The organism is Epibacterium ulvae, from assembly GCF_018678075.1.
In the GTDB taxonomy this organism is placed as follows: domain Bacteria; phylum Pseudomonadota; class Alphaproteobacteria; order Rhodobacterales; family Rhodobacteraceae; genus Epibacterium; species Epibacterium ulvae_A.
This window is the reverse complement of the sequence record NZ_JAHHIR010000013.1, coordinates 49,347-72,811: the sequence shown is the minus strand read 5'-3', so window position 1 is coordinate 72,811 and position 23,465 is coordinate 49,347. Positions and strand designations below refer to the sequence as shown.

The window sequence follows — 23,465 nt, the reverse complement described above, 5'->3', positions numbered from 1 at the left end:
ATGGAGGCGCGCGCGATCATCGCGGATCTTCGCCAGGGCAAAATGCCGGATGAGAAAAGCCTCAACTGGTTTGCGCAGGGCCTCGCCGATAGCAGTGTAAGCGACGCGCAAGCGGGTGCTTTTGCTATGGCGGTCTGTTGGCGAGGGCTGGACACGGCGGCCCGCTCTGCGTTGACGCTTGCCATGCGCGACACCGGCGATGTGTTCCACTGGGATCTGGATGGGCCGGTTCTGGACAAACACTCCACCGGCGGCGTTGGCGATTGCGTGTCCTTGGTCCTGGCCCCGGCCTTGGCCGCCTGTGGGGCCTATGTGCCGATGATTTCCGGGCGCGGGCTGGGCCATACGGGTGGCACCTTGGACAAGTTGGAGGCTATCCCGGGTGTTTCAACCCAAGTGAATGAAACCCGGTTAAAGGCGATCGTGGCCAAGACCGGATGCGCCATTGTCGGGGCCTCGGCAGCGATCGCGCCTGCGGACAAACGTCTTTATGCGATCCGCGATGTCACCGGCACGGTGGAAAGTCTGGATTTGATCACCGCGTCGATCCTGTCCAAAAAGCTTGCCGCCAGCCCCGATGCCTTGATCCTGGATGTCAAAGTCGGGTCCGGCGCGTTTATGAAATCCCCCGGTGAGGCGCGCGCCTTGGCAGCAGCCTTGACCCAGACTGCGCAAGCTGCGGGATGTGCCTGTACGGCAATGATTACCGATATGAATCAACCGCTTGCTCGATCCCTGGGCAATGCGCTTGAAATTGCTGAGACGATGCGCGCCCTGTCTGGTGCAGGCGGGCCGTTGGTCGAAATCGCGACCATTTTGGGCGGGCGTTTGTTGGCGGATTGTAGTCTGGCCCCAAGCGAGGAGGCTGGACAGGACACCCTGCGCGCCGCGATTGATCGTGGTGAAGCGCTTGATCGTTTTGTGGCGATGCTGGTTGAGATGGGCGCGCCGGATGACTTTGGCGCCCGCTGGCAGAGCTATCTGCCCAAGGCTCCCGTAGAAATTCCGGTGCCCGCGCCGCGCAGCGGTTTTGTCGCCGCAATAGACGGCGAAGCCCTGGGGCATGCGGTGGTCCGTTTGGGCGGCGGGCGATTGGTGGAAAGCGACGATATTGATCCCTCTGTCGGCCTGTCCGACCTCGTGCGTTTGGGCCAACCTGTCGAGAGCGGTGCACCATTGGCTGTGGTTCACGCGGCCACGCAAACTGCGGGCGCGGTCGCGGCGCAAAGTGTGCTTGCGGCGATCACCGTCGCAGACACCGCGCCGCCTGTGCCGCCGTTGGTCTATGAAAGGGTCGGATAATGGCGCGCGCCTTTCTTGTGGTTATGGATTCCGTGGGGATTGGTGGGGCCCCGGATTCGGGCGCTTTTTTCAACCGGGATCTGCCAGATCTGGGGGCAAATACCCTGGCCCATATCGCGCAGGCCTGCGCCGCGGGGCGGGCAGAGGAGGGGCGCAGTGGCCCTCTGGTGTTGCCCAACCTGACACGTTTGGGACTGGGGCAAGCGCTGCGCGCGGCGTCATCCGTGCCATTTCCGGGACTGATTGAGACGCCCCAAGGTCGCTGGGGCACCGCTGCTGAGGAAAGCCCTGGTAAAGACACCCCAACCGGCCATTGGGAGCTTGCCGGCGTGCGGGTTCCCTGGGCCTGGCATGTGTTTCCCGACCAGCCTGAGTGTTTTCCCGCAGATCTGATGGCGGACGTCGCAACAATTGCAGGTGCGGGCGGCACGCTGGGCAATTGTCATGCCTCGGGCACCGCGATCCTGGCCAAGGAAGGCGCAGCCCATATCAAAACCGGCTGGCCGATTTGTTATACCTCCGCCGACAGCGTTTTTCAGATTGCCGCTCATGAACAGCATTTCGGCCTCGACCGGCTGTTGACCCTGTGCGAGGCGATCGCGCCGCAGTTGCATCAGATGCGTGTTGGCCGCGTCATCGCGCGCCCCTTTGTCGGTGACGCTATATCCGGGTTTAAACGCACCGGAAATCGGCGCGATTATGCGGTGCGCCCGCCCCAGCCCACGGTTCTGGATTGGGTGCATGAAGCCGGGCGTCAGGTGCACGGCGTTGGCAAGATCGGCGATATCTTCAGCATGCAGGGCATTGATACGCTAGACAAAGGCGATGATGCGGCCTTGATGACATATCTGTTGCACCGGGTCGAAACCGCTGCTGATGGCAGCCTGACGGTGGCAAATTTTGTCGAGTTCGACAGCCTATATGGGCATCGTCGCGATGTCTCGGGCTATGCCCGCGCGCTTGAATGGTTCGACCAGGAGATTGGCGCAGTTCTTAAGGCTTTGCGTCCTGGTGACATGATGATTCTGACGGCGGATCACGGCAATGATCCGACCTGGCCGGGAACCGACCACACCCGCGAACAAGTGCCCATTTTGGTGGCAGGTGCCGGATCCGGTGAAATTGGCCAGTGCCGGTTTGTTGATGTCGCCGCTTCATTGGCCGATCATCTGGGTGTGGAAAATCGCTGCGACGGGCAGAGCTTTATTTGACCGTCCGGTAAAAATAACTTGTCCATCACGGGCGCATCCGGCTATGGAGCTGGAAGATTTGAGGGGAGCTGAAAACTATGGCCGAGCATCTGACAGTTGTGGATCACCCGTTGGTACAGCACAAGCTGACGCTTATGCGGGACAAGGGCACCTCAACGGCGGAATTTCGACGTCTGCTGCGGGAAATTACCCAGTTGCTGGCCTATGAGGTCACGCGCGATCTGCCGCTGACCACCACGCCGGTTGAGACCCCGATGGAAGATATGGAAGCCCCAATCCTTGCCGGTAAGAAACTGGCGCTGGTGTCGATCCTGCGCGCAGGCAACGGCATGCTGGATGGGGTGCTGGAGCTGGTGCCGTCTGCGCGGGTGGGCTTTGTGGGCCTCTACCGCGATGAAGAGACCCTGAAGCCGGTGCAGTATTATTTCAAAGCGCCCGAGTCATTGAATGATCGTATGGTCATTGCTGTGGATCCGATGTTGGCCACGGGCAATTCCTCGGTCGCGGCGATCGATCTGTTGAAAGAAGCGGGTGCGACGGATATTCGCTTTCTCTGCCTGCTTGCAGCCCCCGAAGGCGTGGCCCGCATGAAAGAGGCGCATCCAGATGTTTCCATCGTCACGGCTTCCTTGGATCGGGAGCTGAACGAAAAGGGTTACATCATGCCGGGCCTGGGTGATGCTGGTGACCGGATGTTTGGCACCAAATAGTCCGAACGGCCTGCCGCGAGTATTCGGGGCGGCGCTGTTGCCCCAATCCTGCCACAATTTCATCAATGTGATCTTTACTCAGATTCGCTTTTCAGGCATTCTGTCCCCATATCTAGTGGGGCATTGGCATGAAACTAACAAGAATTATTGCTCTCGCCATAATTGCAGGGACAATCAGCAGTCACGGCGCAAGTGCGCAGCAATTTCGCAGCGCTAGCCCGCCGTCCGAGGTGCCGCCGAACTCCTATCAGGGACGGCAATTTGTCGACAGCCGAGGCTGCGTTTATATTCGCGCTGGTATCGATGGTCAGGTAAACTGGGTGCCGCGTGTTGAGCGCAATCGCCGTCAGCTCTGTGGGTTTCAACCGACGAATGTCGCAGGCACGACGGCTCCGGCGCGTCAGGCCGCGACCTCTGCGTCTGGACCTGAGTTAATCACATTGCCCGCTGCTGACCAGCCAGGCGCGACCGCTGCCGCGACACCCCCTGCAGCGGCGCGCCCAGCTCCGGTTGTGCAACCCCCAAAGGTCGTGGCTCAGCAAAAACCACGCCGTGCGGCACCTGTCCCAGCCCGTGCCGCGCCTGCGCCGCAACCCAAACCGCAAACGGTGCGCCGGGTGCAACGGGCTGTACCTGCACCAGTTGTGGTTGCCCCGCAGCCGACGTCACCGACAACAGCGGCAGGAACCTGCGCAGGTCTGTCGGAAATCAGTCGGCAATATACCAACTCCACAGGCGTGCGCTGTGGGCCACAAGACCAGTCTCCGGTCACTTTTGGCCCGCAGTCGTCCCTGCAATTGCCGCCTGACACACGGGTCTTGCCCGCGCATCTATATTCTGACCGTCAATTGGCAAAAGGCGTTGAAACCCCGCCCGGATACCGCACTGTCTGGCAGGATGGGCGTTTGAACCCCAAACGCGGCGAGCAGGATCTGATCCCGCGTTCGGTGACATCGCATGTGGTGCCCGAGGGGTTTGTACGCGTCCCCAGCAGCGCACCGCGCCTGAACCCGAACCGGGGGCAACGGACCCTGGCCGGGGATCAGCGCACCGCGCAAATCTGGACCGAGACTTTGCCGCGCAAATTGGTGCCGGTTCCAACACCGCCAACCGTCACAGTAGAAAAACGTGCGCAGCAGACCAATGCGCAGCTGGGGTTTCTTTCAGCGGATCAAAGCGCGCAACTGGCGGCGTCTCCGCGATACGTGCGTGCAGGTGTGTTTTCCGATGCGGCAGATGCGGATATTGCGGCGCAACGTTTGACCGCGCAGGGGTTGCCGGTGCGCTTGGGGCGGATGACACGCCAAGGGCAGAACTACAAAGTGGTGCTTGCCGGACCGTTCCACGGTGACAGTGCAGCCCATGCTGCCTTGTCCACGGTGCAAAACGCCGGTTTCACACGCGCGCGTTTGAGCAAGTAATCAAAGCCAATTCGTTTCAGAAGGGCCCGTGCCAAGCGGGTCCTTTTTTATTGGCGCGCGTTACCCGCAGACGTTTTGCAATTGCACCCATTCCTGATCGCTCAGCAGGGGTTCCAGTTCACGGTTGGCCAGAGGGTCGGCCTCAATCAGGCCAATGGTGGTCTCCCCTGTGATATCCAGCGCATAGGCATAGGGTGAGGAGGGGATGGCGTTCTGGGCAAATTCCGCCAGCACAGCCTGATCCGTCACTTCGGGGCGCGGCTGTGTCAGCGCAATCTCTGCATAGTCATCCAAGGTCTCTTGCTGCAGCTGGCCGGTGGTCAAAAGCTGAAACGTCGCCGGAAGGCCGCCTGCCGCGAGCAGCGCCATCAAGGGATCTTCAACCCGGCTGCGCGCGCGTTCAACCAGGACAGCCCCTGCCGCAACTGCGGGGTCTTCAAAATCCTCAAAGAAGCTGCTGTTCAACAGAAACGTTCCACCCGGCAGCGCCAGACTAGTGCTGACGCCCTCGCGCAATACCACAATCTGGCGGGCATTGGTGCGCACCGCCAGTTTCGCTAGCAAAGGCGCGGTTTTTGGTGTTACACAGGCCTGACCCGACAGTCGTTCAATGCGCCCCAACAAGGCCTGTCCAATGGCCTTGCGATTGATCTCGGACACAACGGATATGGCATGGTGCTGCAAGGCACTCGGCAACCACAGCGTCGCCGCCGACAGAACAGCAGCGGTGATCCCAAGCGTGCCCAGCAGGCGCAGCCGACCGGGGCGCGGGCGGGCGCGGTCGATGGCGTGTTGCACCTTTTGGATGGCCTCCAGCATGGTGACCTCATCCTCGGCAACTTCCAACGTCTCCGCGGGATCGCCGTCAGGGTGGAAGATTGCCGGGAACTGTCCCGGATTAAGACGGTGGATCGCAGCCAGCGACCAATGGGCCAACGGCCGGTCCTGAAGATCGGTGATGGTCAACGTCGCATCCCCGATGGAGATGATCACATCGCGTCGCTGGGCCTCGGGTGTGGCGCGCCACAACCCGGCTGCTTCGAGCCGTTCAAATTCCTTGAGTGCCGTCATGGCGTTTGCCTGCTTTATTGTTGCCACAAGATAGCACAACCTTGCGCAGTGCGGCAAATGCGATTGATCCTTTAAAGCCCTGCAAAGCACGGGTTTTCTGGCCAAGACGCCTTTTACATGCATTTGAGATCGCCTAGCGTGTGATCCATGATCCTGTCTCGTGGCCGTCGATATCTGTTTGTTCACATCCCGAAAACCGGCGGCACATCTCTTGCGCTGGCGCTGGAGGGGCGGGCGATGGCCGATGACATGATGTTGGGCGACACGCCCAAGGCGCGCAAACGGCGGCGACGTTTGAACGATGTCTCAACCCGTGGCCGTCTGTGGAAGCATTCCATGCGCAGCGATCTGGAAGGTTTGATCGCCGAGGATGAGATGAACAGCCTGTTCGCCTTTACCTTGGTGCGCAACCCTTGGGACCGAATGGTGAGCTATTACCATTGGCTGCAAACCCAGACATTTGTCCACGCCGCCGTCACCTTGGCACAGCAGTTGGATTTTGCCGCTTTTCTGCGGCACCCTTTGATCCAAACTGCGCTGCGTGAAAATCCGGCACCGCGATACATGACAGGTTCGGACGGGGTGGAGCGTTGCGATCTTTATATTCGGGTCGAGTATTTTGCCCAGGATGCGCAGCCCTTGTTTGAACATTTGGGGTTTGAACTGTCCCTGCCGCACAGCAATCAAAGCGCGCGACTGCGGGATTGGCGCGGCTATTACACGGATGAAACCGTGGAGATCGTGCGCCAGATATCCGCTGTCGAAATCACGCGATTTGAATACTCTTTTAACGATTTACCATTAACACAGTCCTAGGAACTGGGTCGAAAGGGTAGAAAATCCGAACCGGATCTTTGGAAGTGCAGGTTGATTAAATCACACATTTTCAGTGGGTTGTGGTCCGTTTTTTCACCAATTTCGCCGCGGGGCATGTCCCCACTTGGGTTGGAGTACGGCAGAATGCTGGAATGGCTGTTAAATCGCAAAGACTTTAAACCGGGGCGCCGCCTTACGGAGCGGGTGCGCATGGTGAGCACCGGAACCGGCGGGCTGTTGGCTGGCACCCATGTTGCGTCGAATCTTGGTTGGCGCACGGTTGAGGCGTTGGCCGTTGGCGATCAGGTCTTGACGTTTGACCATGGCATGCAGCCCATTACCGAACTTCATCGTGAGACTTTGGTGACCGGAGACGGAGCGATCTCAGCACTGCGCGCGCCGGTCTTTATCCCCACCGATGCGCTGTTCAACCGCTCGCCAATGTGGGTGATGCCGGACCAGGGGATCCTGGTCGAAAGCGATGTAATCGAGCGTCAGTTTGGCGACCCGTTTGCGGTTGTCCCGGCTTGCACGTTGAATGGCTTTCGCGGCATCACGCGCGTGCCACCTGGTGCGCGGATGGAGCTGATCGTGCCGCGTTTCGCCCAGGATGAGGTCGTCTATGTCGAAGCCGGCGCAATGGGATACTGCCCGAGCAGCCGCGATCTGCTCGACTATGCGATGAACCCGCAAACAGAGATCTACAATGTTCTGTCGGTGGGCGACGCGCGTGCGCTTGTCATCGACATGATCGACGCGGATGAAAAGACAACAGAGAACGTGCCGTTTCACGTCGCGCCCGATCTCTATGATCCACTGGATCTGCGCTAAGCAGCGCTAAGGAATTTTTCAAGCCAGACATGGATCTGGTCCAGGCAAGACCGAGCAGTCTTTGACCTTCAACGCAGCGGATTTAGCGGGATAACAACGCTAAGCCGCTGCTTTGCATTTTGAAACCGCGCATTCATCAAACAAAAACACCACGCCCTAAAACGGCGCGGCGTTGTTATGTCTCGATGTAGTTTAGGCGGCGGTGCGTTGGGGGTCGAACCGGGCGTAAAAGCTCTGCCCCTTTTCTGCCATTTCCTGCAACAGGGCAGGGCAGGTGAAGCGGGGGCCATAGGTTTCGGACAGCTCCATGCAGCGCTCGGCGGCATAAGGCGTGCCGATAATGTCGAGCCAGGACAAGGGCCCGCCAGACCAGGGCGCAAACCCCCAGCCCAGGATCGCACCCACGTCGCCTTCACGAATGTCGAGCAGAACACCTTCTTCCAAGGCACGCACAGCCTCCAGAACCTGAGCAAACATCAACCGTTCTTGCACCTCGATCAGATCGGGTTGCTCATCCGCCAGGGGGTATTCTGCGGCCAGACCAGTCCAGTAGGCAACCCGTTTCCCCTTGGCATCATAGTCAAAGAAGCCTTGACCTGCCTTACGACCCAATCGGCCCTGACCTTCCATCCAGAAAATCAGATCATCCGCCGGGCTTTCGGGATAGGCATCGCCCATCGCAGCCTTGGTCGCACGTGCGATTTTCGCGCCAAGCTCGATCGATGTCTCATCCGTCAACTGCACAGGCCCCACCGGAAAGCCCAGCTGACGCGCGGCATTGTCGATCAAAACCGGAGAGACCCCCTCGGTGATCATCCGCAGGCCTTCGTTGATATAGGGCAGGATACAGCGGTTGGCGTAGAAGAACCGCGCGTCGTTCACCACAATCGGCGTCTTGCGGATTTGGCGCACGTAGTCCAGCGCTTTGGCCACGGCGCGATCGCCGGTCTCGCCGCCTTTGATGATCTCAACCAACATCATTTTCTCAACTGGAGAGAAGAAGTGGATGCCGATAAACTGATCCGCGCGGCTCGAGGCCTTGGCCAGTTCGGAAATCGGCAAGGTCGAGGTGTTGGAGGCAAAGATGCAGTCGTCAGGTACGATCGCCTCGACCTTTTGGGTCATCTCGGCCTTGATCTTGGGATCTTCAAACACCGCTTCAATGATCAGATCACATCCCTGCAGCGCCTCCAGATCGGTGGTTGCCGTGATCTGCGCCAGCATCGCCGCCCTTTGGTCGGGGGTGGTTTTACCGCGTTTGACGCCTTTGTCGGCGTAGTCGGCGGCGTAGGATTTGCCACGGTCGGCGGCGTCTTGGTCGCGGTCGATCAGCACAACCTCGATCCCGGCTTGGGCGGAGACCAGCGCGATGCCAGCCCCCATCATGCCTGCGCCCAGAACGCCGACGCGTTTGACGGATTGATCGTCGATGCCGGCGGGACGCACCGCACCTTTTTCCAGCGCCTGCTTGTTCAAAAACAGCGACCGGATCATGGCCGAGGATGAGGGGTTCATCAATACATGGGTGAACCAACGCGCCTCGATCTTGAGCGCGGTGTCGAAATCAACCAGCGCGCCTTCATAGATCGCCGACAACAAAGCCTTGGCCGCAGGAAAAGCGCCCTGTGTGGTGCCATTGACCATGGCGGAGGCGCCGACAAAGTTCATGAAACCGGCCGGGTGATAGGGGGCACCGCCGGGCATTTTGTAGCCTTTGACATCCCAAGGTTTGATGATGTCGCCGTGTGCGGCGTTCAGCACCCAGTCTTTGGCCGCAGCCAAAGGATCTTCGGCCAGCGCATCAACCAGGCTTGCGCCTTTGGCATTCTTGGGCTCCAACATCTTGCCTTCCAGCAGCACCGGGGCCGAGGCCACCGCGCCGACCATCCGCACATAGCGCGTGGTGCCGCCACCGCCGGGGAAGAGACCAACCATTATTTCGGGCAGGCCGATTTTGGCCTTGGGGTTGGTGGTCATGACGCGGTGGTGGCAGGCCAGCGCGATCTCGGTCCCTATGCCGGCACAGGTGCCATTGATCGCACAGGCCACGGGTTTGCCGCCCTTGTTGGTCTTGGGCTCCATCCCGGCGCGTTCCAATTTGCGCAGGATCCGATGCCCTTCCATGGTGAAATCAAACAATCCTTGCGCCGGATTGTCGCCGCTTTCCTCGCGGATGCGGGCCAGAACGTTCAGATCCATGCCACCGGCAAAATCTTTTTTGCCCGAGGTGATCACGACGCCTTTTACGGCATCATCGGCAAGCGCGCGGTCAATGAATTCCTCAACCAGGGCAAAGGCTTCGCGCGTCAGCACGTTCATGGATTTATCAGCGGCGTCCCATGTGATGATCGCAAGGCCATCCCCGTCGACAGCATAGGTAAAGTCGCTCATGTGTCTTCTCCTGTCTGCTCTTTGGTCAGGGGGCTGCCGTCTTGCCGGGTGAATGAGTAGTCATCGTTTTCGACTGTAACCATCATGTCGACATCGCTGTAACAAGCGACCTCAGTCTCGGTTCGGGTGCCAATAACCAGGAAACTGGCCGGCGCGTCGGACGTGTTCACCAAGTGGTGGCCGTTTTCATCGCCCGCCGGAAAGGTCGCGCAATCACCGGGCAACATTTCATGCGCGCCGTCGTCATCCACCAGCGTGCAGACCCCGGATGTGACCATGACAAACTCATCCTGCTTCATATGGTAATGACGCAAGGAGGACGCCGCACCCGGATCCAGATGGACAAGGTTGGCCCCAAATTGGGTTAGCCCACCTGCATCACCCAATCGCTGCGACGTCCGCCCTTTGACCGGGTCTGAGAGTTTGCCGGGATAGCCAGAGCCACCACGAATGTCGATTTTAGAAAGATCAAGTTTTGGCATCAGACCCTCTCAATTATCGTTGCGGCACCCATGCCTGAGGCAATGCAGAGGGTGGCCAGACCACATTCCTTGTCCCGCCGTTCCAGCTCATCCAACAATGTGCCGATGATGATCGCGCCGGTTGCACCCAATGGATGGCCCATCGCGATGGAGCCACCGTTGACGTTGACGACGCCAGGATCCACCTGAAACGCCTGCTGGAACCGCAGCACAACGCTGGCAAAGGCCTCGTTGACTTCAAACAGATCAATGTCGCTGATTGCCATGCCGGTATCGGCGAGGATCTTCTCGGTCACCGGCACCGGGCCGGTCAGCATGATGGTGGGGTCGGTGCCGATCTTGGCGGTTGCCTTGATGCGCGCACGCGGTGTCAGCCCGTGCGCTTCGCCAAATTCTTTGTTGCCGATCAACAGGGCTGCGGCCCCATCAACGATGCCGGATGAATTGCCCGCATGGTGGATATGGTTGATCTTTTCCAGATGCGGGTATTTCAGCATCGCGACCTTGTCAAAGCCCGGCATCTGTTCGCCCATCATCTGAAAAGCGGGGTTCAGTTTCGCCAGAGCATCCATATCGGTGCCGGGGCGCATGTATTCGTCGCGGTCTAGAATGGTCAGCCCGTTTTGGTCGGTGACGGGAATGACGGAATGCGCAAAGCGGTCATCCGTCCAGGCTTTGGCTGCGCGCCGCTGGGATTCGACCGCCAATGTATCGGCATCTTCACGCGTGAAACCGTATTCGGTGGCGATGATATCGGCCGAGATACCCTGTGGTACAAAGTAGCTCTCCATCGCGAGGCTGGGATCCACCGCAATAGCCGCCCCGTCGGATCCCATAGGCACCCGGCCCATCATTTCGACACCGCCCGCGATATAGGCCTGACCCGCGCCGCCTTTGACCTGATTGGCGGCAAGGTTGACCGCCTCCAGGCCAGATGCACAGAAACGGTTGATGGAGAGGCCCGGAATGCGTTCATCCAGATCGGATGCCAGAACCGCAGACCGGGCAAGACAGCCGCCTTGTTCCATGACTTGGGTCACATTGCCCCAGATCACATCCTCAACCACATGGCCGTCCAACCCGTTGCGGGATTTGAGGGCGTTTAGGGTGAGGGCGGACAGGCGCAGGGCAGAAACCTCATGAAGGGATCCATCCTTGCGCCCTTTGCCGCGTGGTGTGCGCAGCGCGTCATAGATATAGGCGTCTGTCATCATGCTCTCCTCAAGCGTGATTTGAAGTTATGCGCGGTCAGAAGGGTTGCCGGGCATCAGATCATAAGGGTGTTTCCAGCCGGGCAGTTCGCTCAACCGGGTCAACCAAGCGTCGATATGCGGCCACTCCGTCCGGTCAAAGCCAAAGGGTTCAGGGTAGTACAAATAGCTGCAGCAGCTGAGGTCCGCGTTGGAGACATCATCGCCCACAATCCAGTCGCGCCCTTCCAGGTGCATATTCAAGGTTGTGTATGCGGCCTTGAGGCGCCCTTGGGTGAACTCGATGACCTGTTGAGGGCGTTTCTCCTCGGGTAGGAAATTCATCAGGAACCGTGTCATGCCGGCTTGGCTCGACAGTTTGTGATTGTCCCACAGGACCCAGCGCAGAACGTCGTATTTCTCGTCCGGCTTGCCCGCGAATTTGCCGGTCTTGTCGGTGATATACTGTTGAATGACACCGGATTGGCTGAGGGTCAGGTCACCGTCCACTAGTACAGGCGCTTCGCCTTGAATGCTGATCTTGCGGAACGCGTCAGTGCGGGTTTCTCCGTTGAAGAAATCAACGAAGACTGGCTCCCAGTCAAAGCCTGCGAGTTCCAAACCCAGCGCAGCTTTGTAGGAATTGCCGCTTTCGCCAAAGCAGTAGAGTTTCATGGTCATAGGATTGCGTCCTTTTTATCCGTCGTGCGGGGGTTTCACACCCCCGCACCCCCGTGAAGTATTTGTAAAAAGATGAAAGCATTTAGAGTTACTTTACCAAGATGGCACGAATATGATCTGGCGGTACAGGCTGAAGAGCCGATGACCGTAAAAGGTGAAAAGCGCGTCCTTTCATTTGGCGAAGGCTTGGGATTGGGCGCGCGGCCTTTTCATCTTTTTCTAAATACTTCCGCCGGAGGCTCCTGTAGGAGCAACCTGTAGGGAGGGTTGATGAATATTGCGTCCGGTTCACCTTTTGCGATCCTCCAACTCGGCATTAAAAATGCGCATCCGGTGCGTGAGGTTGTCGTGATTGGTGACGCTGTCAAAATTCTCAAACAGGAAGGACAGCGCTTCGCCTTCATCCAGACCGGAGTCTTGTGCAAATTTGCGCAGGCGACGGTAGCCGTCCTCGGTCATGGAAACCGGGAAGCGGCGGGTGAGGCGGAAGCGTTTTGGCATTTCAGTGTCCTTCGTCTTGCCACGGGGGCGCACTCAGCGGCAACGTGACCTCAGAACAGGTCAGCGTCTAGCGCCATAACGGTGTCCGCGCCCGATTGAATGCGTGCCAGGTGCAGCGCCGTGGCTGGCAGTTGTCGTGTCATGTAATAGCGTGCAGTTGTCAGTTTGGTCTCATAGAACGTGGCGTCCCCGGTCCCCGATGACAGGGCGTTTTCGGCGGATTGCGCCATGCGTGCCCACATGAGCCCCAAACACACATGTCCAAAGAGATGCATGAAGTCATAGGAGCCAGCCAATGCGTGGTTGGGGTTCTTCATTCCGTTTTGCATGAAGTACATGCCTGCAGCCTGTAGATTCTTGGAGGCGGCTTTCAGCGGGTCGACAAATTGGGCTTTGAACGTATCCGAGGTCTCGTCGGCTTCTTTGCAGAAGGTTTTCACCATCTCAAAGAAACCCATGACGTGTTTGCCGCCATTTTGTGCCAGTTTGCGCCCTACTAGATCCAGCGCCTGTACGCCGTTGGCGCCCTCATAGATCATGGTGATACGGGCATCGCGGGTGTATTGGGACATGCCCCACTCCTCGATATAGCCATGACCGCCATAGATCTGTTGCGCCTGGACGGTCATGTCGTAGCCCTTGTCGGTCAAGAACCCTTTGAGCACGGGGGTCATCAGTGAGATCAGCCCCTCTGCCTGCGCGTCATGGCTCCGATGCGACCGGTCAATCAGGGAGGCGCCCCACAGCATGAAAGCGCGTGCACCTTCGACAAAGCTCTTCTGGTCCATCAGGTTGCGGCGAATGTCCGGGTGGACAATCAAAGGATCAGCCGGGCCGTCCGGGTTTTTCGCCCCTGTTACATCGCGGCCCTGCAGGCGGTCCTTGGCGTAGTCCACGGCGTTTTGATATGCGGCTTCCGCCTGGGCGAGACCTTGCATAGCGACACCAAGGCGCGCTTCGTTCATCATGGTGAACATGGAACGCATGCCTTTGTGTTCCGCACCGAGCAGGAAGCCCGTGGCCCCTTCATAATCCATCACACAGGTGGAATTGCCGTGGATGCCCATCTTCTCTTCGATCTTGCCGACAGAGACCCCATTGCGCGCGCCCAGCGTGCCGTCCTCATCCGTCATGATCTTGGGGACGATAAAGAGCGACACGCCCTTGATCCCGTCCGGCCCACCGGGAATCTTTGCCAGCACCAGGTGGATCACGTTCTCTGCCAGATCATGATCCCCGGCAGAGATGAAGATCTTTTGCCCGGTGATCTTGTAGCTGCCGTCCTCCTGTGGTTCGGCTTTGGTGCGCATCAGGCCCAGATCGGTACCACAGTGCGGTTCTGTCAGGTTCATGGTACCGGTCCAGTCACAGGCGACCATCTTGGGCAGGTAGGTGGCTTTTTGCGCGTCAGTGCCATGGGCCAGGATTGCGGAAGCCGCGCCATGGGTCAGACCTTGGTACATGGTGAACGCCTGATTGGCGCCCGAGAAGAACTCACCCACTGCAGTGCCAAGGACCGAGGGCATGTTCTGGCCGCCGAAGGCTTCGGGCATGTCCAGACCGGGCCAGCCGCCGTCTTTCATCTGTTCAAAGGCCTGCTTGAACCCTGCGGGGGTTGTAACCACACCGTTTTCAAACCGGCAGCCTTCCTGATCGCCAACGGAATTCAGCGGCTGCAGAACCTGTGAGGCGATCTTGCCAGCTTCTTCCAAGACCGCGCCCGTAAACTCTGGCTCCAGATCGCTATATCCCGGAACATCGCTGTCTGAGACGTTTAGCACCTCATGCAGCAGAAATTGCACGTCTTTGGTCGGGGCAGTGTAACGGGGCATAGGGGGTCTCCGTTGAAACAGGGATAAGTAACCTTAGGTACCGGTGGCTTGCGTCTTCATTGAGGCAATCATTTTTTCGCCCCATCGCAATTGGTCTTTGAGCTCGTCTATGGCGGTGTTCAATTCGTCGCGCTGGCGTTCCATATCGGCCAGACGTTCACAGGCGACCTCATAGGTGCGGGTCAGCTGCACCAATTGTTGGTCATCCGCATGATAGAGGTCCAACAGCTGGCGGATCTCTTCCAGGCTAAAGCCAAAACGCTTGCCGCGCAGAATAAGCTTGAGCCGGGCCCGGTCGCGTTTGGTGAACAGGCGACGTTGGCCGTCGCGGATCGGGAAGAGGAGCTCTTTGGCCTCATAGAACCGCAATGTACGGGGTGTGACGTCAAAAGCGTCGCACATTTCGCGGATGGTCAAAGTGTCGTCACTCATACAAAGGCGGTCCTTGTTGTCTTGTCCTAAACGGCCGAAGGGTGCACCCGGCGCGCAGGATATGTTGATTACACTAATGGTATTTCTTGACGTTTACGTAACTCATACGTCACGTCACTTTCAATTGTGACGTTGGGTTGAAAGATTTAAGGGGAAAATCACGCAGCTAGGCACCCGAGGTTCCGATGCCTAGCTGCGCCCGTGTAAACGCGATCAGTCGTCAATGAGATCCACAGTGGTGCTGCGCAGCTCGGTCAGTTCGGCCAAGGCAATGTCGATCTGTTCGCGCTGTTTTGCCAATTCCGCGAGCTGGCGATCTGCCATCTCCAAGAAGGCCTTTAGCTGCGCCTGAGTGCCTTCGTTTTCATAGATCATCAGCCACTGGCGGATCTCTTCCAACTGAAAGCCGAACTTGCGCCCGCGCAGGATCAACGTCATCCGCGCGCGCTCCTTGGCGCCGTAGAACCGGCTGCGCCCCTCCCGACGCGGCTGTAACAGCTCTATGTATTCATAGTATCGTAACGTGCGCGGCGTCACATCGTAGGCTGCGCACATCTCCTTGAATGACAATTCGTCACTGGCCATTCGCTCTCTCCCTTGCGGGTAACCTAGGACTGTATTTTTGCAAGTGCAACAACCGAGCTAGTTCTTTAGAACCATAAATAAGAAAATGCATATGTACCACTTGGGAGCGGTCGATGATTGATGAACTCAAACGTGCACAAGAGTTTCTGCTGGCGTTGCCGCATTCCCGTGCGCTGGGCATGGAGATAGTCTCTTGCAGTGGGGGAGAGGCTGCGATTCTAATGCCTTACGATGAAAAATTGATCGGCGACCCGAAGACCCGCGTGGTGCATGGGGGGGCGGTGTCTGCGTTGATGGACACCTGTTGCGGCATGGCGGTTCTGGCGCATCCGGATGAGCCCTTTTCGACTGCGACGATTGATTTGCGGATCGACTACATGCGCAGTGCCTCACCGGGACAGACCATTTTGGCCGAGGCCACCTGCCATCAGATGACGCGCAATGTGGCCTTTGTGCGGGCGGTTGCGATGGACGAAGATCGCAGCCGCCCGGTTGCCACCGCCACCGGGGCCTTTACCGTGGAACACAAAACGGAGGCCACATCATGAACCGTCCCCGGCCAGAACCCATTCAACAGGTCAAACAACGCCGCGACGCGGCCCTGAACGCGTTGGTCAAATCGGTGCCCTACATTCAGTTCCTGGGCATCACCTTTGATCGGCGCGGGGATGAGCTGACAGCGCAGCTCAATTTTGATGAGAAGCTGGTTGGCAATCCGATGTTGCCGGCACTTCACGGCGGGGCGACGGCGGCCTTTCTGGAAATGACCGCGATGGTGACCTTGCATTGGACCGTCCTGTGGGAGGGGATCGAAAACGGCTCACTGGATCCCGAAGCGATGGCAGACGGTGACTTGCCGCGCCAACCTAAAACGATTGATTTCAGCGTGGACTATCTGCGATCGGGCCTGCCACGTGATGCCTATGCACGGGCACGGGTCTGGCGGTCGGGGCGGCGCTTTGCCTCGGTCCATGTGGAGGCCTGGCAGGACAACAAAGACAAGCTTTTGGCCCAAGCCACCGGACATTTTCTGATGTCCTCCTCAGACCGCGAGTAGACATATATGACCGTACCCACCGCCACGCAGCCCGTCACCCACCGCCGTGTTCTCAAAATCGCGCTGCCGGTGGTACTGTCCAACGCCACTGTCCCGTTGCTTGGGGTTGTGGACACTGGCGTGGTGGGGCAGTTGGGGGAGGCTGCATCGCTCGGCGCGGTTGCAGTTGGGTCGATCATACTGACCTCGCTTTATTGGATGTTTGGTTTTCTGCGCATGGGAACCGTGGGGCTGGCCAGCCAGGAGATTGGCCGCAGTGACCACGACGAAGTAACCGCGATTTTGACGCGCTGTTTGTTGATCGGCCTGGGGGCAGGGGCTGCGTTTGTGCTGTTGCAAGCGCCGCTCTTTTCCTTTGCTCTGCATCTTGCAGGACCATCGTCTGAGGCCAGTGAGCTGGCGCGCAGCTACCTTGGCATTCGCATATGGTCCGCGCCTGCGATGATTGCCATCTACGGCCTGTCAGGTTGGTTGATCGCCCAAGAGCGCACCTATGCGTTCTTTGCGATCCAGGTGGTGATGAACCTGCTGAATATGGTGCTGGACATCTGGTTTGTGCTCGGGCTGGGCTGGGGTGTGGATGGAGTGGCCTATGCCACCTTTATTGCGGAATGGTCAGGATTTGCGGTTGGCCTGTGGCTGTGTCGCGATGCCTTTGCCTCACCGCGCTGGCGCAACTGGGGGCGGGTTATGGATCCGCTGCGGCTTAAACATATGGCGATGGTGAACAGCGACATTCTGATCCGGTCGCTGTTGTTGCAGGCGGTCTTTACCTCCTTCACCTTTCTGGCGGCGCGGCAGGGGGATGTGATGCTGGCCGCCAACCAAATTCTGATCCAGCTGATGTTTGTGACTGCATATGGGATGGATGGTTTTGCCTTTGCAGCCGAAACATTGGTGGGCCAAGCCCTGGGCGCGCAAAAACGCCAAGAGCTGCGCCGCAGTGCGAGGATCACCAGTTTTTGGGGGATGATTGTTGTTGCACTGATGGCACTGTCATTTGCCCTGTGGGGCGGTGTGTTTATCAACTGGATGACCACCGCGCCGGACGTGCGTGAGGCGGCGCGCGTCTTTCTGCCCTATATCGTGGCGGCACCGATTTTGGGCTGGGCCAGTTGGATGCTGGACGGGATTTTTATCGGGGCCACCGCCTCGCGCGATATGCGCAATATGATGATCCTCAGCACCGGGGTCTATGTGATTGCAGTGCTGGCCTTGTTGCCAACGCAGGGCAATCACGGGCTTTGGATCGCACTTTTGATCTCATTCGTTGCGCGCGGCATCACGCTGGGGATGCGCTACCCGGCGCTGGAAGCGCGCGCCGGGGCTTGAGCGTTACAGCAGATCTGCCAGCGCCTCGGTCGGGCGGCCAATCCGCGCGACAGTCTCGGTAAAGGCGATCGGGCGTTCGATCAGGGCAGGGTGCTCGGCCATGGCGGCCAGCAAGCGGTCGTCGCCCATGTCTTTGGTCAGACCAAGCTCTTTGAAGGCGGCGTCCTTGCTGCGCATTATCTGCAACGCTGGAACGCCAAGCAACTGATGCACCTGTTTCAGCTCTGCCAGCGACGGCGCGTCCTTTTGATAGAGACGCGTATCAACCGCCACGCCGCGCGCTTCAAAGAACGCAAGGCCAGCCCGTGATTTGGAACAGCGCGGATTGTGCCAATAGGTGATCACAGCCAGTCCCCTCGTTTGCTGCCAACCGCATCGGCGACCGTGTCAAACCCATCCCGCGCAAGCAGGGCATCTAAGCCTTTGGCGATCTCACCCGCAAGGCTCAGCCCGCCGTAAACCATCGCGGTGTAAAACTGCACGGCGGACGCCCCGGCGCAGATCTTGGCATAGGCCTGCTCGGCGGTGCTGATCCCCCCCACGCCGATCAAAGGCGTGGCGCCGTCCAGTCGGCTGGACAGCTGCGCCAAAACTTGGGTCGATTTTTCAAACAGCGGCGCACCGGACAGCCCCCCGGCCTGATCGCGATGGGGGCTTTGCAGCCCGTCACGAGACAGGGTCGTATTGGTGGTAATCACCGCGTCGATCCCGGTCTCAGTCGCGACGGCTGCGATATCATCCAGCTCGTCCAAGGTCAGATCGGGCGCGATTTTGAGGAAGACAGGCACTCGGCGCTGCAACCCATCGCGCACGTCGATCACCCCGTTCAACAGCGCGCTCAGCGCGGCTTTGCCTTGCAGGTCGCGTAGTTTCTCGGTGTTGGGGGAGGAGACGTTGACCGTCGCAAAATCAAGATGCGCGCCGCAATGTTGCAGGACTTTGGCAAAATCGGCCGCGCGGTCGGTACTGTCTTTGTTGGCACCAAGGTTCAGGCCGATTACGGCGTCAGTGGGACGTTTGGCGAGGCGCGCACCAATGGCCTCCATCCCTTCGTTGTTAAAGCCGAACCGGTTGATGGCGGCTTTATCCTCGGTCAGGCGAAACAGGCGCGGTTTTGGATTGCCGGGCTGTGCGCGCGGCGTGGCGGCGCCGACCTCGATAAAGCCAAACCCAGCCTGGCTGAGCGGGGCCAAGGCTTCGGCATTTTTGTCAAACCCTGCCGCCAGACCAACCGGGTTGGGCAGATCAAGGCCCGCGACCGTGGTACGCAGACGCGGGGTGCTGACCGGGCCGGGCGTCGGGGCGAGACCGGATTTCAGCGCGTTGATCGACAGGCCATGGGCCGCTTCGGGGTCCATACGATGCAGCGCCGCAAGCGCCAGCTTTTCGGTCAGTTTCATAGGCGGGTGTCGATCCTCAGGTCATCTCAGCAGGAAACTGGTGCACGCCGTCCACGATGGGCAAAGGCTTGCTCCACGTGACATCGGTCATCTGCAAATTGCGATAAAGGTGTGGAAACAGGGCACCGCCCCGTGACACTTCCCATTTCAGCGCATCGCCCAGAGCCTCGGCATCAAGGGCCAAAATCCACAGCCCTCTTTCGCCTGCAAAATGCTTTGCGGCCGTCTCAGCCGCTTGTGCGGCGGTGGAAAAATGGACAAAGCCGTCGGCCAGATCTATTGGCGCGCCACGGGTTTCCCCGGTGGCTTCGAGGGCCTCCCACTCGTCTTGGCGGAAAATCTTGTAAATCAGCATGGGCGTTTGATGCACCGCTGCTGCCTGCGGGTCAAGACTTGGCGCGCGATGATGGTTTTTTGTCGCGATAAAACCCGTAAAAAACGGCTGCGTGACGCCACGGAAGCCTTGCTAGAAACGCACAGGTTCCGGTCAGTTGTGAGGGTTTTTGACCAAATGGCCAGAAATTGCGCAGGGTCTTCTTGTCGCGATTTCCCCTTTGGCAGAGGATACCTCGGATCTAGTATCATCGCTAGAAACACATAGAACAGGGAGTTCACATATGATGATGTCTCGTTTCCTGACCAGTGCCGCCGCATTGGCGCTGACGTCCGGCATGGCCGCCGCTGAGTTTAATCTGACGATCTTGCACACCAACGACATTCACAGCCGTATCGAGTCGATCAACAAATATGACTCGACCTGTGGCGGTGAAGATGAGGCCGAAGGCAAGTGTTTTGGCGGGGTGGCCCGGATCAAGACCATGATCGACGCCAAACGCGCAGAGTTGGCCGACAAAAACGTGTTGGTGATGGATGCGGGCGACCCGTTCCAGGGCTCGCTGTTTTACACCACCTACAAAGGTGCGGCCGAAGCCGAGTTCATGGAGGCCATCGGCTATGACGTGATGGCGGTGGGCAACCACGAGTTTGATGACGGCCCCGAAGGCCTGTCTCATTTCATCGATGCGGTGTCTTTTCCGGTGATCTCGGGCAATCTGGATCTGTCTGCAGAAGCCAGCCTAACCGACAAAGTCGCCAACCATGTTGTGCTGGAAGTTGGCGGCGAGAAAGTTGCCGTGATTTCGGTTCTGGCCACCGATACTGTTGATACGTCGTCGCCCGGACCCAACGTGATTTTCCAGGATGAGATCGAAAGCCTGAAAGCCGATGTCGCGGCATTGGAAGCCGAAGGTATCGACAAGATCATCGCGCTGACCCATGTCGGCCTGGCCAAGGACCTTGAGATTGCGGCGGCTGTTCCCGGCCTTGATCTGGTTGTTGGCGGCCACTCCCATACCCTGCTGTCCAACACCAGCGACGGTGCGGCGGGTGCCTATCCGACCATGGTTGGCGACGTGCCGGTGGTTCAGGCCTATGCCTATTCCAAATATGTCGGTGAATTGAATGTCACCTTTGATGATGCGGGCCACGTCACTGTAGCCTCGGGTGAGCCGATCCTGCTGGATGCTTCTGTCACGCCGGATGCCGCAATAGCGGCACGCGTGTCCGAGATGGGCGCCCCGATCGAGGAGTTGAAACAACGCATCGTCGCCGAAACCTCCGAAGTTGTGGAAGGCTCGCGTGACATCTGCCGAACCGGTGAATGCGCCATGGGCAACCTTGTCGCCGATGCGATGCTGGACCGGGTCAAGGACCAGGGCATTCAGATCGCCATCCAGAACGGCGGCGGCTTGCGGGCCTCCATTGATGCAGGCCAAGTCACCATGGGCGAAGTCCTCAGCGTTCTGCCGTTCCAGAACACCTTGTCGACATTCGAAGTCTCGGGTCAGGCGGTTATCGATGCGCTTGAAAACGGTGTGAGCCAGGTCGAAGAAGTCAAAGGTCGCTTCCCACAGGTTGCCGGTCTGAAATTCACCTGGGATCCCGCAGTTGCTGCGGGCGAAGGGCGTATTTCCGAGGTCCTGGTTCAGGAAGGTGAGGCGTGGGTGCCGATTGACACTGCCAAGATGTACGGCATGGTGTCCAACAACTATGTGCGGGGCGGTGGCGACGGCTATAGAATGTTTGTGGACGCAGAAAAAGCCTATGACTTTGGCCCCGATCTGGCGGATGTCACGGCGGAATATCTGGCCAAGGTCGGACCGTATGTCCCCTACACTGATGGTCGTATAAGCAAAAAGTAGGCGCTGTTTGAAAATCTGGCCCCGTTGCACAATCGATGCGGCGGGGCTTTTTCTTTGGCGGTGTTTCTGGCACATTTCGCCAATGGACCATCCACTGATCGACCTCATCAATCAAAAGATCGCTGCTGCGCAGGCAGACGGTGAATTCGACAATCTGGAAGGCGCGGGCAAACCCTTGCCCAAGAGCGACGACCCCGAAAACGATCTGGTCAATCGATTGGTCAAAGAGAGCGGCGGCGTGCCGGAATTTGTCTCTTTGACGCGGACATTGGAACGGTTGCGCAGTGAGCTGCGCGACACCGGGGATCGCACCAAGCGTCAGGACATTCTAAAAGAGATGTCGATGATGGAAGCCCGCATCGACCTGACGCGCAAAGCGCATTTGCGGTAATCCATGTGTGGTCGATTTGCCGTAACTCTCCCCCCGGATGCGATGGCGCAATTGTTTGCAGCGCAGCCTGCCAACAACCTGCCACAAGTGCCAAACTATAACGTCTGCCCCACCAATCAAATCGCGACAATCCGGTCGATTGATGTTGGCCGGCAGCTGGTCTCCATGCGCTGGGGGTTTTTGCCGCATTGGTACAAAAGCGAAACCGACGGTCCACTGCTGATCAATGCGCGCGCGGAGACATTGGCGCAAAAGCCCGCGTTTTCTGAGGCTTGCCGCACAAGACGCTGTCTGATCCCGGCGGATGGGTTCTACGAATGGACCAAGGATCCGGCGGGCAATCGTCTGCCGTGGTATTTCACGCGAACAGACGATGCAGCCATTGCCTTCGCCGGGGTATGGCAGGACTGGGGGCACGACCATCAGCCGACCTGCGCCATTGTCACAACTGAGGCGAGCGATACCATCCAAAACCTCCACCACCGTATGCCGTTGATTTTGGATCCGTCTCATTGGAGCAAATGGTTGGGCCAAGACGGGGCGGGGGCTGCCAAATTGATGGTGCCGGGCGATGAGGACCTGTTGCGGTTCCACCGGGTGCATCCGCGCGTGAATTCTAGTCCCGCGGCAGGCATGGACCTGATCGAGCCATTTGATGATACCGATGATGTTATCGATGGTCGCGACGACCGGGCCCGGACAGAAAACCCGCACGACGATCCACAGGGGCATTTGTTCTAGCGGATCGTTTGGGCTACTGAGTCGGTGGTCCGGGTCAAGGCTCCATCGGCGACAATGTCGGCGCCGTTGTCTCTTGGTTGGCGGCTTCGGAGATCCGCAACATCAGGTCGAGAAAGGCCGCATGTTCCTCAGCGCTGATTCCCGGCAGCATTTTATCCTGGCTCGCCAGAACGACCGGATGGGCCAGGTCCAACAGGGTTTTGCCGTCTTTGGTCAAATAGATCTCACGCGCGCGGCGGTCGTTCTGGCTGATCTCGCGACGCAGCAGGCCTTTTTGTTCCAGACGGTCCACCACCTTGCCCAGGGTCGCACGGTCATAGCCGATTTGCTTGGCCACCGATGCTTGGTCAACGCCGGGGAAATCCTGCACCGCCCAAAGGACAGAATACTGGACAGGTGTGAGATTGAGGTTCGCATCCGCCATGGCCGCAGAAAATTGCGCCACGCAAATCTGATTCAGGCGGCGGATGAGATGGGACGGTAGGGCGTACATCTCCGATTTTGGAGAGGTCATGTATTCATTTCCTGTCATAACCACTGGTAGTTTTTGTTCTGTGTTAACCATTTGGCTTCTTTACCGATACTTTCTATTCAAAAGCAGAGGCAAGTTTGTTTTTAAAATTTATCCAAAAAAAGGCTGTTTTTTGCCTATTTGGCCCCGGTCACACCCTGAAAATGGTGTTGGCCAACCGAAAATTGGCTGAACTTCGCACAAATCCCCAAAAGGCTGCCGCGCTGAGTTGCGAGGAAGGGCGTGTAGGAGTCCTGCAAAGGGCGATGGAGATCAGTAACGCGACCTGTAGGTGGTAGCGCATGCCAATCGGCCCTCGGTCGCGTGGCACGCGAAGAGATGCATCAAATATGTCGTGAACGTAAAAAGTGAACCA

General features: G+C 58.5%; 25 protein-coding genes. 12 read left to right on the top strand and 13 right to left on the bottom strand.

Features of this window, described 5'->3' with window-relative positions; genetic code table 11:
• The 4 genes from KMP13_RS03140 (at position 1) to KMP13_RS03125 (ending at position 4,644) form a co-directional block, all read left to right on the top strand.
• Positions 1 to 1,302, top strand: a complete 1,302-nt coding sequence (locus KMP13_RS03140; RefSeq protein WP_215264101.1) for a thymidine phosphorylase — start codon at positions 1 to 3, stop codon at positions 1,300 to 1,302.
• On the top strand, positions 1,302 to 2,513 hold the full coding sequence (locus tag KMP13_RS03135; protein ID WP_215264100.1) for a phosphopentomutase: 1,212 nt from the start codon (positions 1,302 to 1,304) through the stop codon (positions 2,511 to 2,513). The genes KMP13_RS03140 and KMP13_RS03135 overlap by 1 nt, the downstream gene beginning before the upstream one ends.
• A 77-nt stretch (positions 2,514 to 2,590) precedes the next feature.
• Complete coding sequence (gene upp, locus KMP13_RS03130) at positions 2,591 to 3,223, top strand: uracil phosphoribosyltransferase (RefSeq protein ID WP_215264099.1); 633 nt, start codon at positions 2,591 to 2,593, stop codon at positions 3,221 to 3,223.
• 128 nt (positions 3,224 to 3,351) lie between these two features.
• Complete coding sequence (locus KMP13_RS03125) at positions 3,352 to 4,644, top strand: SPOR domain-containing protein (RefSeq protein WP_215264098.1); 1,293 nt, start codon at positions 3,352 to 3,354, stop codon at positions 4,642 to 4,644.
• A gap of 60 nt (positions 4,645 to 4,704) precedes the next feature.
• Here the strand turns inward: KMP13_RS03125 and KMP13_RS03120 are convergent, their stop codons facing one another.
• Positions 4,705 to 5,715 carry a hypothetical protein gene (locus KMP13_RS03120; RefSeq protein WP_215264097.1) on the bottom strand — a complete coding sequence of 337 codons (1,011 nt, stop codon included), beginning with the start codon at positions 5,713 to 5,715 and terminating at the stop codon, positions 4,705 to 4,707.
• A 147-nt stretch (positions 5,716 to 5,862) separates the two neighbouring features.
• Here KMP13_RS03120 and KMP13_RS03115 point away from each other — a divergent pair, with 147 nt between their 5' ends.
• Positions 5,863 to 6,531 carry a sulfotransferase family 2 domain-containing protein gene (locus KMP13_RS03115; RefSeq protein ID WP_215264096.1) on the top strand — a complete coding sequence of 223 codons (669 nt, stop codon included), beginning with the start codon at positions 5,863 to 5,865 and terminating at the stop codon, positions 6,529 to 6,531.
• 144 nt (positions 6,532 to 6,675) lie between these two features.
• Complete coding sequence (locus tag KMP13_RS03110) at positions 6,676 to 7,362, top strand: Hint domain-containing protein (RefSeq protein WP_215264095.1); 687 nt, start codon at positions 6,676 to 6,678, stop codon at positions 7,360 to 7,362.
• A 192-nt stretch (positions 7,363 to 7,554) separates the two neighbouring features.
• Here KMP13_RS03110 and KMP13_RS03105 read toward each other — a convergent pair whose 3' ends face one another.
• The 8 genes from KMP13_RS03105 to KMP13_RS03070 all read right to left on the bottom strand — a co-directional run bounded on the left by KMP13_RS03105 (position 7,555) and on the right by KMP13_RS03070 (position 15,456).
• The gene (locus KMP13_RS03105) at positions 7,555 to 9,753 is read right to left on the bottom strand and encodes a 3-hydroxyacyl-CoA dehydrogenase NAD-binding domain-containing protein (protein WP_215264094.1); all 2,199 of its coding nucleotides are present in this window, start codon (positions 9,751 to 9,753) and stop codon (positions 7,555 to 7,557) included.
• Complete coding sequence (locus tag KMP13_RS03100; RefSeq protein ID WP_215264093.1) at positions 9,750 to 10,235, bottom strand: cupin domain-containing protein; 486 nt, start codon at positions 10,233 to 10,235, stop codon at positions 9,750 to 9,752. The genes KMP13_RS03105 and KMP13_RS03100 overlap by 4 nt, the downstream gene beginning before the upstream one ends.
• Positions 10,235 to 11,446 carry an acetyl-CoA C-acetyltransferase gene (locus KMP13_RS03095; RefSeq protein ID WP_215264092.1) on the bottom strand — a complete coding sequence of 404 codons (1,212 nt, stop codon included), beginning with the start codon at positions 11,444 to 11,446 and terminating at the stop codon, positions 10,235 to 10,237. The genes KMP13_RS03100 and KMP13_RS03095 overlap by 1 nt, the downstream gene beginning before the upstream one ends.
• 27 nt (positions 11,447 to 11,473) lie before the next feature.
• Positions 11,474 to 12,106 (bottom strand): glutathione S-transferase family protein, encoded by a 633-nt coding sequence (locus KMP13_RS03090; RefSeq protein WP_215264091.1) that lies wholly within the window; start codon positions 12,104 to 12,106, stop codon positions 11,474 to 11,476.
• 288 nt (positions 12,107 to 12,394) lie between these two features.
• Positions 12,395 to 12,607 carry a hypothetical protein gene (locus KMP13_RS03085; protein ID WP_215264090.1) on the bottom strand — a complete coding sequence of 71 codons (213 nt, stop codon included), beginning with the start codon at positions 12,605 to 12,607 and terminating at the stop codon, positions 12,395 to 12,397.
• Positions 12,608 to 12,657: 50 nt separating this feature from the next.
• A complete protein-coding gene (locus tag KMP13_RS03080) occupies positions 12,658 to 14,439 on the bottom strand; it encodes an acyl-CoA dehydrogenase C-terminal domain-containing protein (protein WP_215264089.1) in 1,782 nt (593 codons plus the stop codon).
• Between the two features lie 33 nt (positions 14,440 to 14,472).
• Positions 14,473 to 14,871: a MerR family transcriptional regulator gene (locus KMP13_RS03075; protein ID WP_215264088.1), complete on the bottom strand. Its 399-nt coding sequence runs from the start codon at positions 14,869 to 14,871 to the stop codon at positions 14,473 to 14,475.
• Between the two features lie 213 nt (positions 14,872 to 15,084).
• Positions 15,085 to 15,456, bottom strand: a complete 372-nt coding sequence (locus KMP13_RS03070; protein WP_215264087.1) for a MerR family transcriptional regulator — start codon at positions 15,454 to 15,456, stop codon at positions 15,085 to 15,087.
• A 113-nt stretch (positions 15,457 to 15,569) separates the two neighbouring features.
• On the opposite strand from KMP13_RS03070, the gene KMP13_RS03065 reads away from it, so the two are divergent.
• The 3 genes from KMP13_RS03065 to KMP13_RS03055 are packed head-to-tail and all read left to right on the top strand — an operon-like array spanning position 15,570 to position 17,845.
• A complete protein-coding gene (locus KMP13_RS03065; protein ID WP_215264086.1) occupies positions 15,570 to 16,004 on the top strand; it encodes a PaaI family thioesterase in 435 nt (144 codons plus the stop codon).
• Positions 16,001 to 16,513 (top strand): PaaI family thioesterase, encoded by a 513-nt coding sequence (locus tag KMP13_RS03060; protein ID WP_215264085.1) that lies wholly within the window; start codon positions 16,001 to 16,003, stop codon positions 16,511 to 16,513. Before KMP13_RS03065 ends, KMP13_RS03060 begins: the two co-directional genes overlap by 4 nt.
• A 6-nt stretch (positions 16,514 to 16,519) precedes the next feature.
• Entirely contained in the window at positions 16,520 to 17,845 is a 1,326-nt protein-coding gene (locus KMP13_RS03055) for an MATE family efflux transporter (RefSeq protein WP_215264084.1), read from the top strand.
• A 3-nt stretch (positions 17,846 to 17,848) separates the two neighbouring features.
• Here KMP13_RS03055 and arsC read toward each other — a convergent pair whose 3' ends face one another.
• Genes arsC through KMP13_RS03040 form a run of 3 tightly spaced genes read right to left on the bottom strand, consistent with a single transcriptional unit; the run spans position 17,849 to position 19,600 of the window.
• A complete protein-coding gene (arsC, locus tag KMP13_RS03050; protein WP_215264083.1) occupies positions 17,849 to 18,190 on the bottom strand; it encodes an arsenate reductase (glutaredoxin) in 342 nt (113 codons plus the stop codon).
• Positions 18,187 to 19,245 (bottom strand): quinone-dependent dihydroorotate dehydrogenase, encoded by a 1,059-nt coding sequence (locus tag KMP13_RS03045; protein ID WP_215264082.1) that lies wholly within the window; start codon positions 19,243 to 19,245, stop codon positions 18,187 to 18,189. Before KMP13_RS03045 ends, arsC begins: the two co-directional genes overlap by 4 nt.
• A 16-nt stretch (positions 19,246 to 19,261) precedes the next feature.
• Positions 19,262 to 19,600, bottom strand: a complete 339-nt coding sequence (locus KMP13_RS03040; RefSeq protein ID WP_215264081.1) for a DUF952 domain-containing protein — start codon at positions 19,598 to 19,600, stop codon at positions 19,262 to 19,264.
• A 265-nt stretch (positions 19,601 to 19,865) separates the two neighbouring features.
• On the opposite strand from KMP13_RS03040, the gene KMP13_RS03035 reads away from it, so the two are divergent.
• The 3 genes from KMP13_RS03035 to KMP13_RS03025 all read left to right on the top strand — a co-directional run bounded on the left by KMP13_RS03035 (position 19,866) and on the right by KMP13_RS03025 (position 22,578).
• Positions 19,866 to 21,446 carry a bifunctional metallophosphatase/5'-nucleotidase gene (locus KMP13_RS03035; protein WP_215264194.1) on the top strand — a complete coding sequence of 527 codons (1,581 nt, stop codon included), beginning with the start codon at positions 19,866 to 19,868 and terminating at the stop codon, positions 21,444 to 21,446.
• Positions 21,447 to 21,528: 82 nt separating this feature from the next.
• Positions 21,529 to 21,837 carry a DUF1992 domain-containing protein gene (locus KMP13_RS03030; RefSeq protein WP_215264080.1) on the top strand — a complete coding sequence of 103 codons (309 nt, stop codon included), beginning with the start codon at positions 21,529 to 21,531 and terminating at the stop codon, positions 21,835 to 21,837.
• 3 nt (positions 21,838 to 21,840) lie between these two features.
• Entirely contained in the window at positions 21,841 to 22,578 is a 738-nt protein-coding gene (locus KMP13_RS03025; protein ID WP_215264079.1) for an SOS response-associated peptidase, read from the top strand.
• A 34-nt stretch (positions 22,579 to 22,612) separates the two neighbouring features.
• On the opposite strand, the gene KMP13_RS03020 is transcribed toward KMP13_RS03025, so the two are convergent.
• On the bottom strand, positions 22,613 to 23,092 hold the full coding sequence (locus tag KMP13_RS03020) for a MarR family winged helix-turn-helix transcriptional regulator (RefSeq protein WP_215264078.1): 480 nt from the start codon (positions 23,090 to 23,092) through the stop codon (positions 22,613 to 22,615).
• Positions 23,093 to 23,465 lie beyond the last annotated feature (373 nt).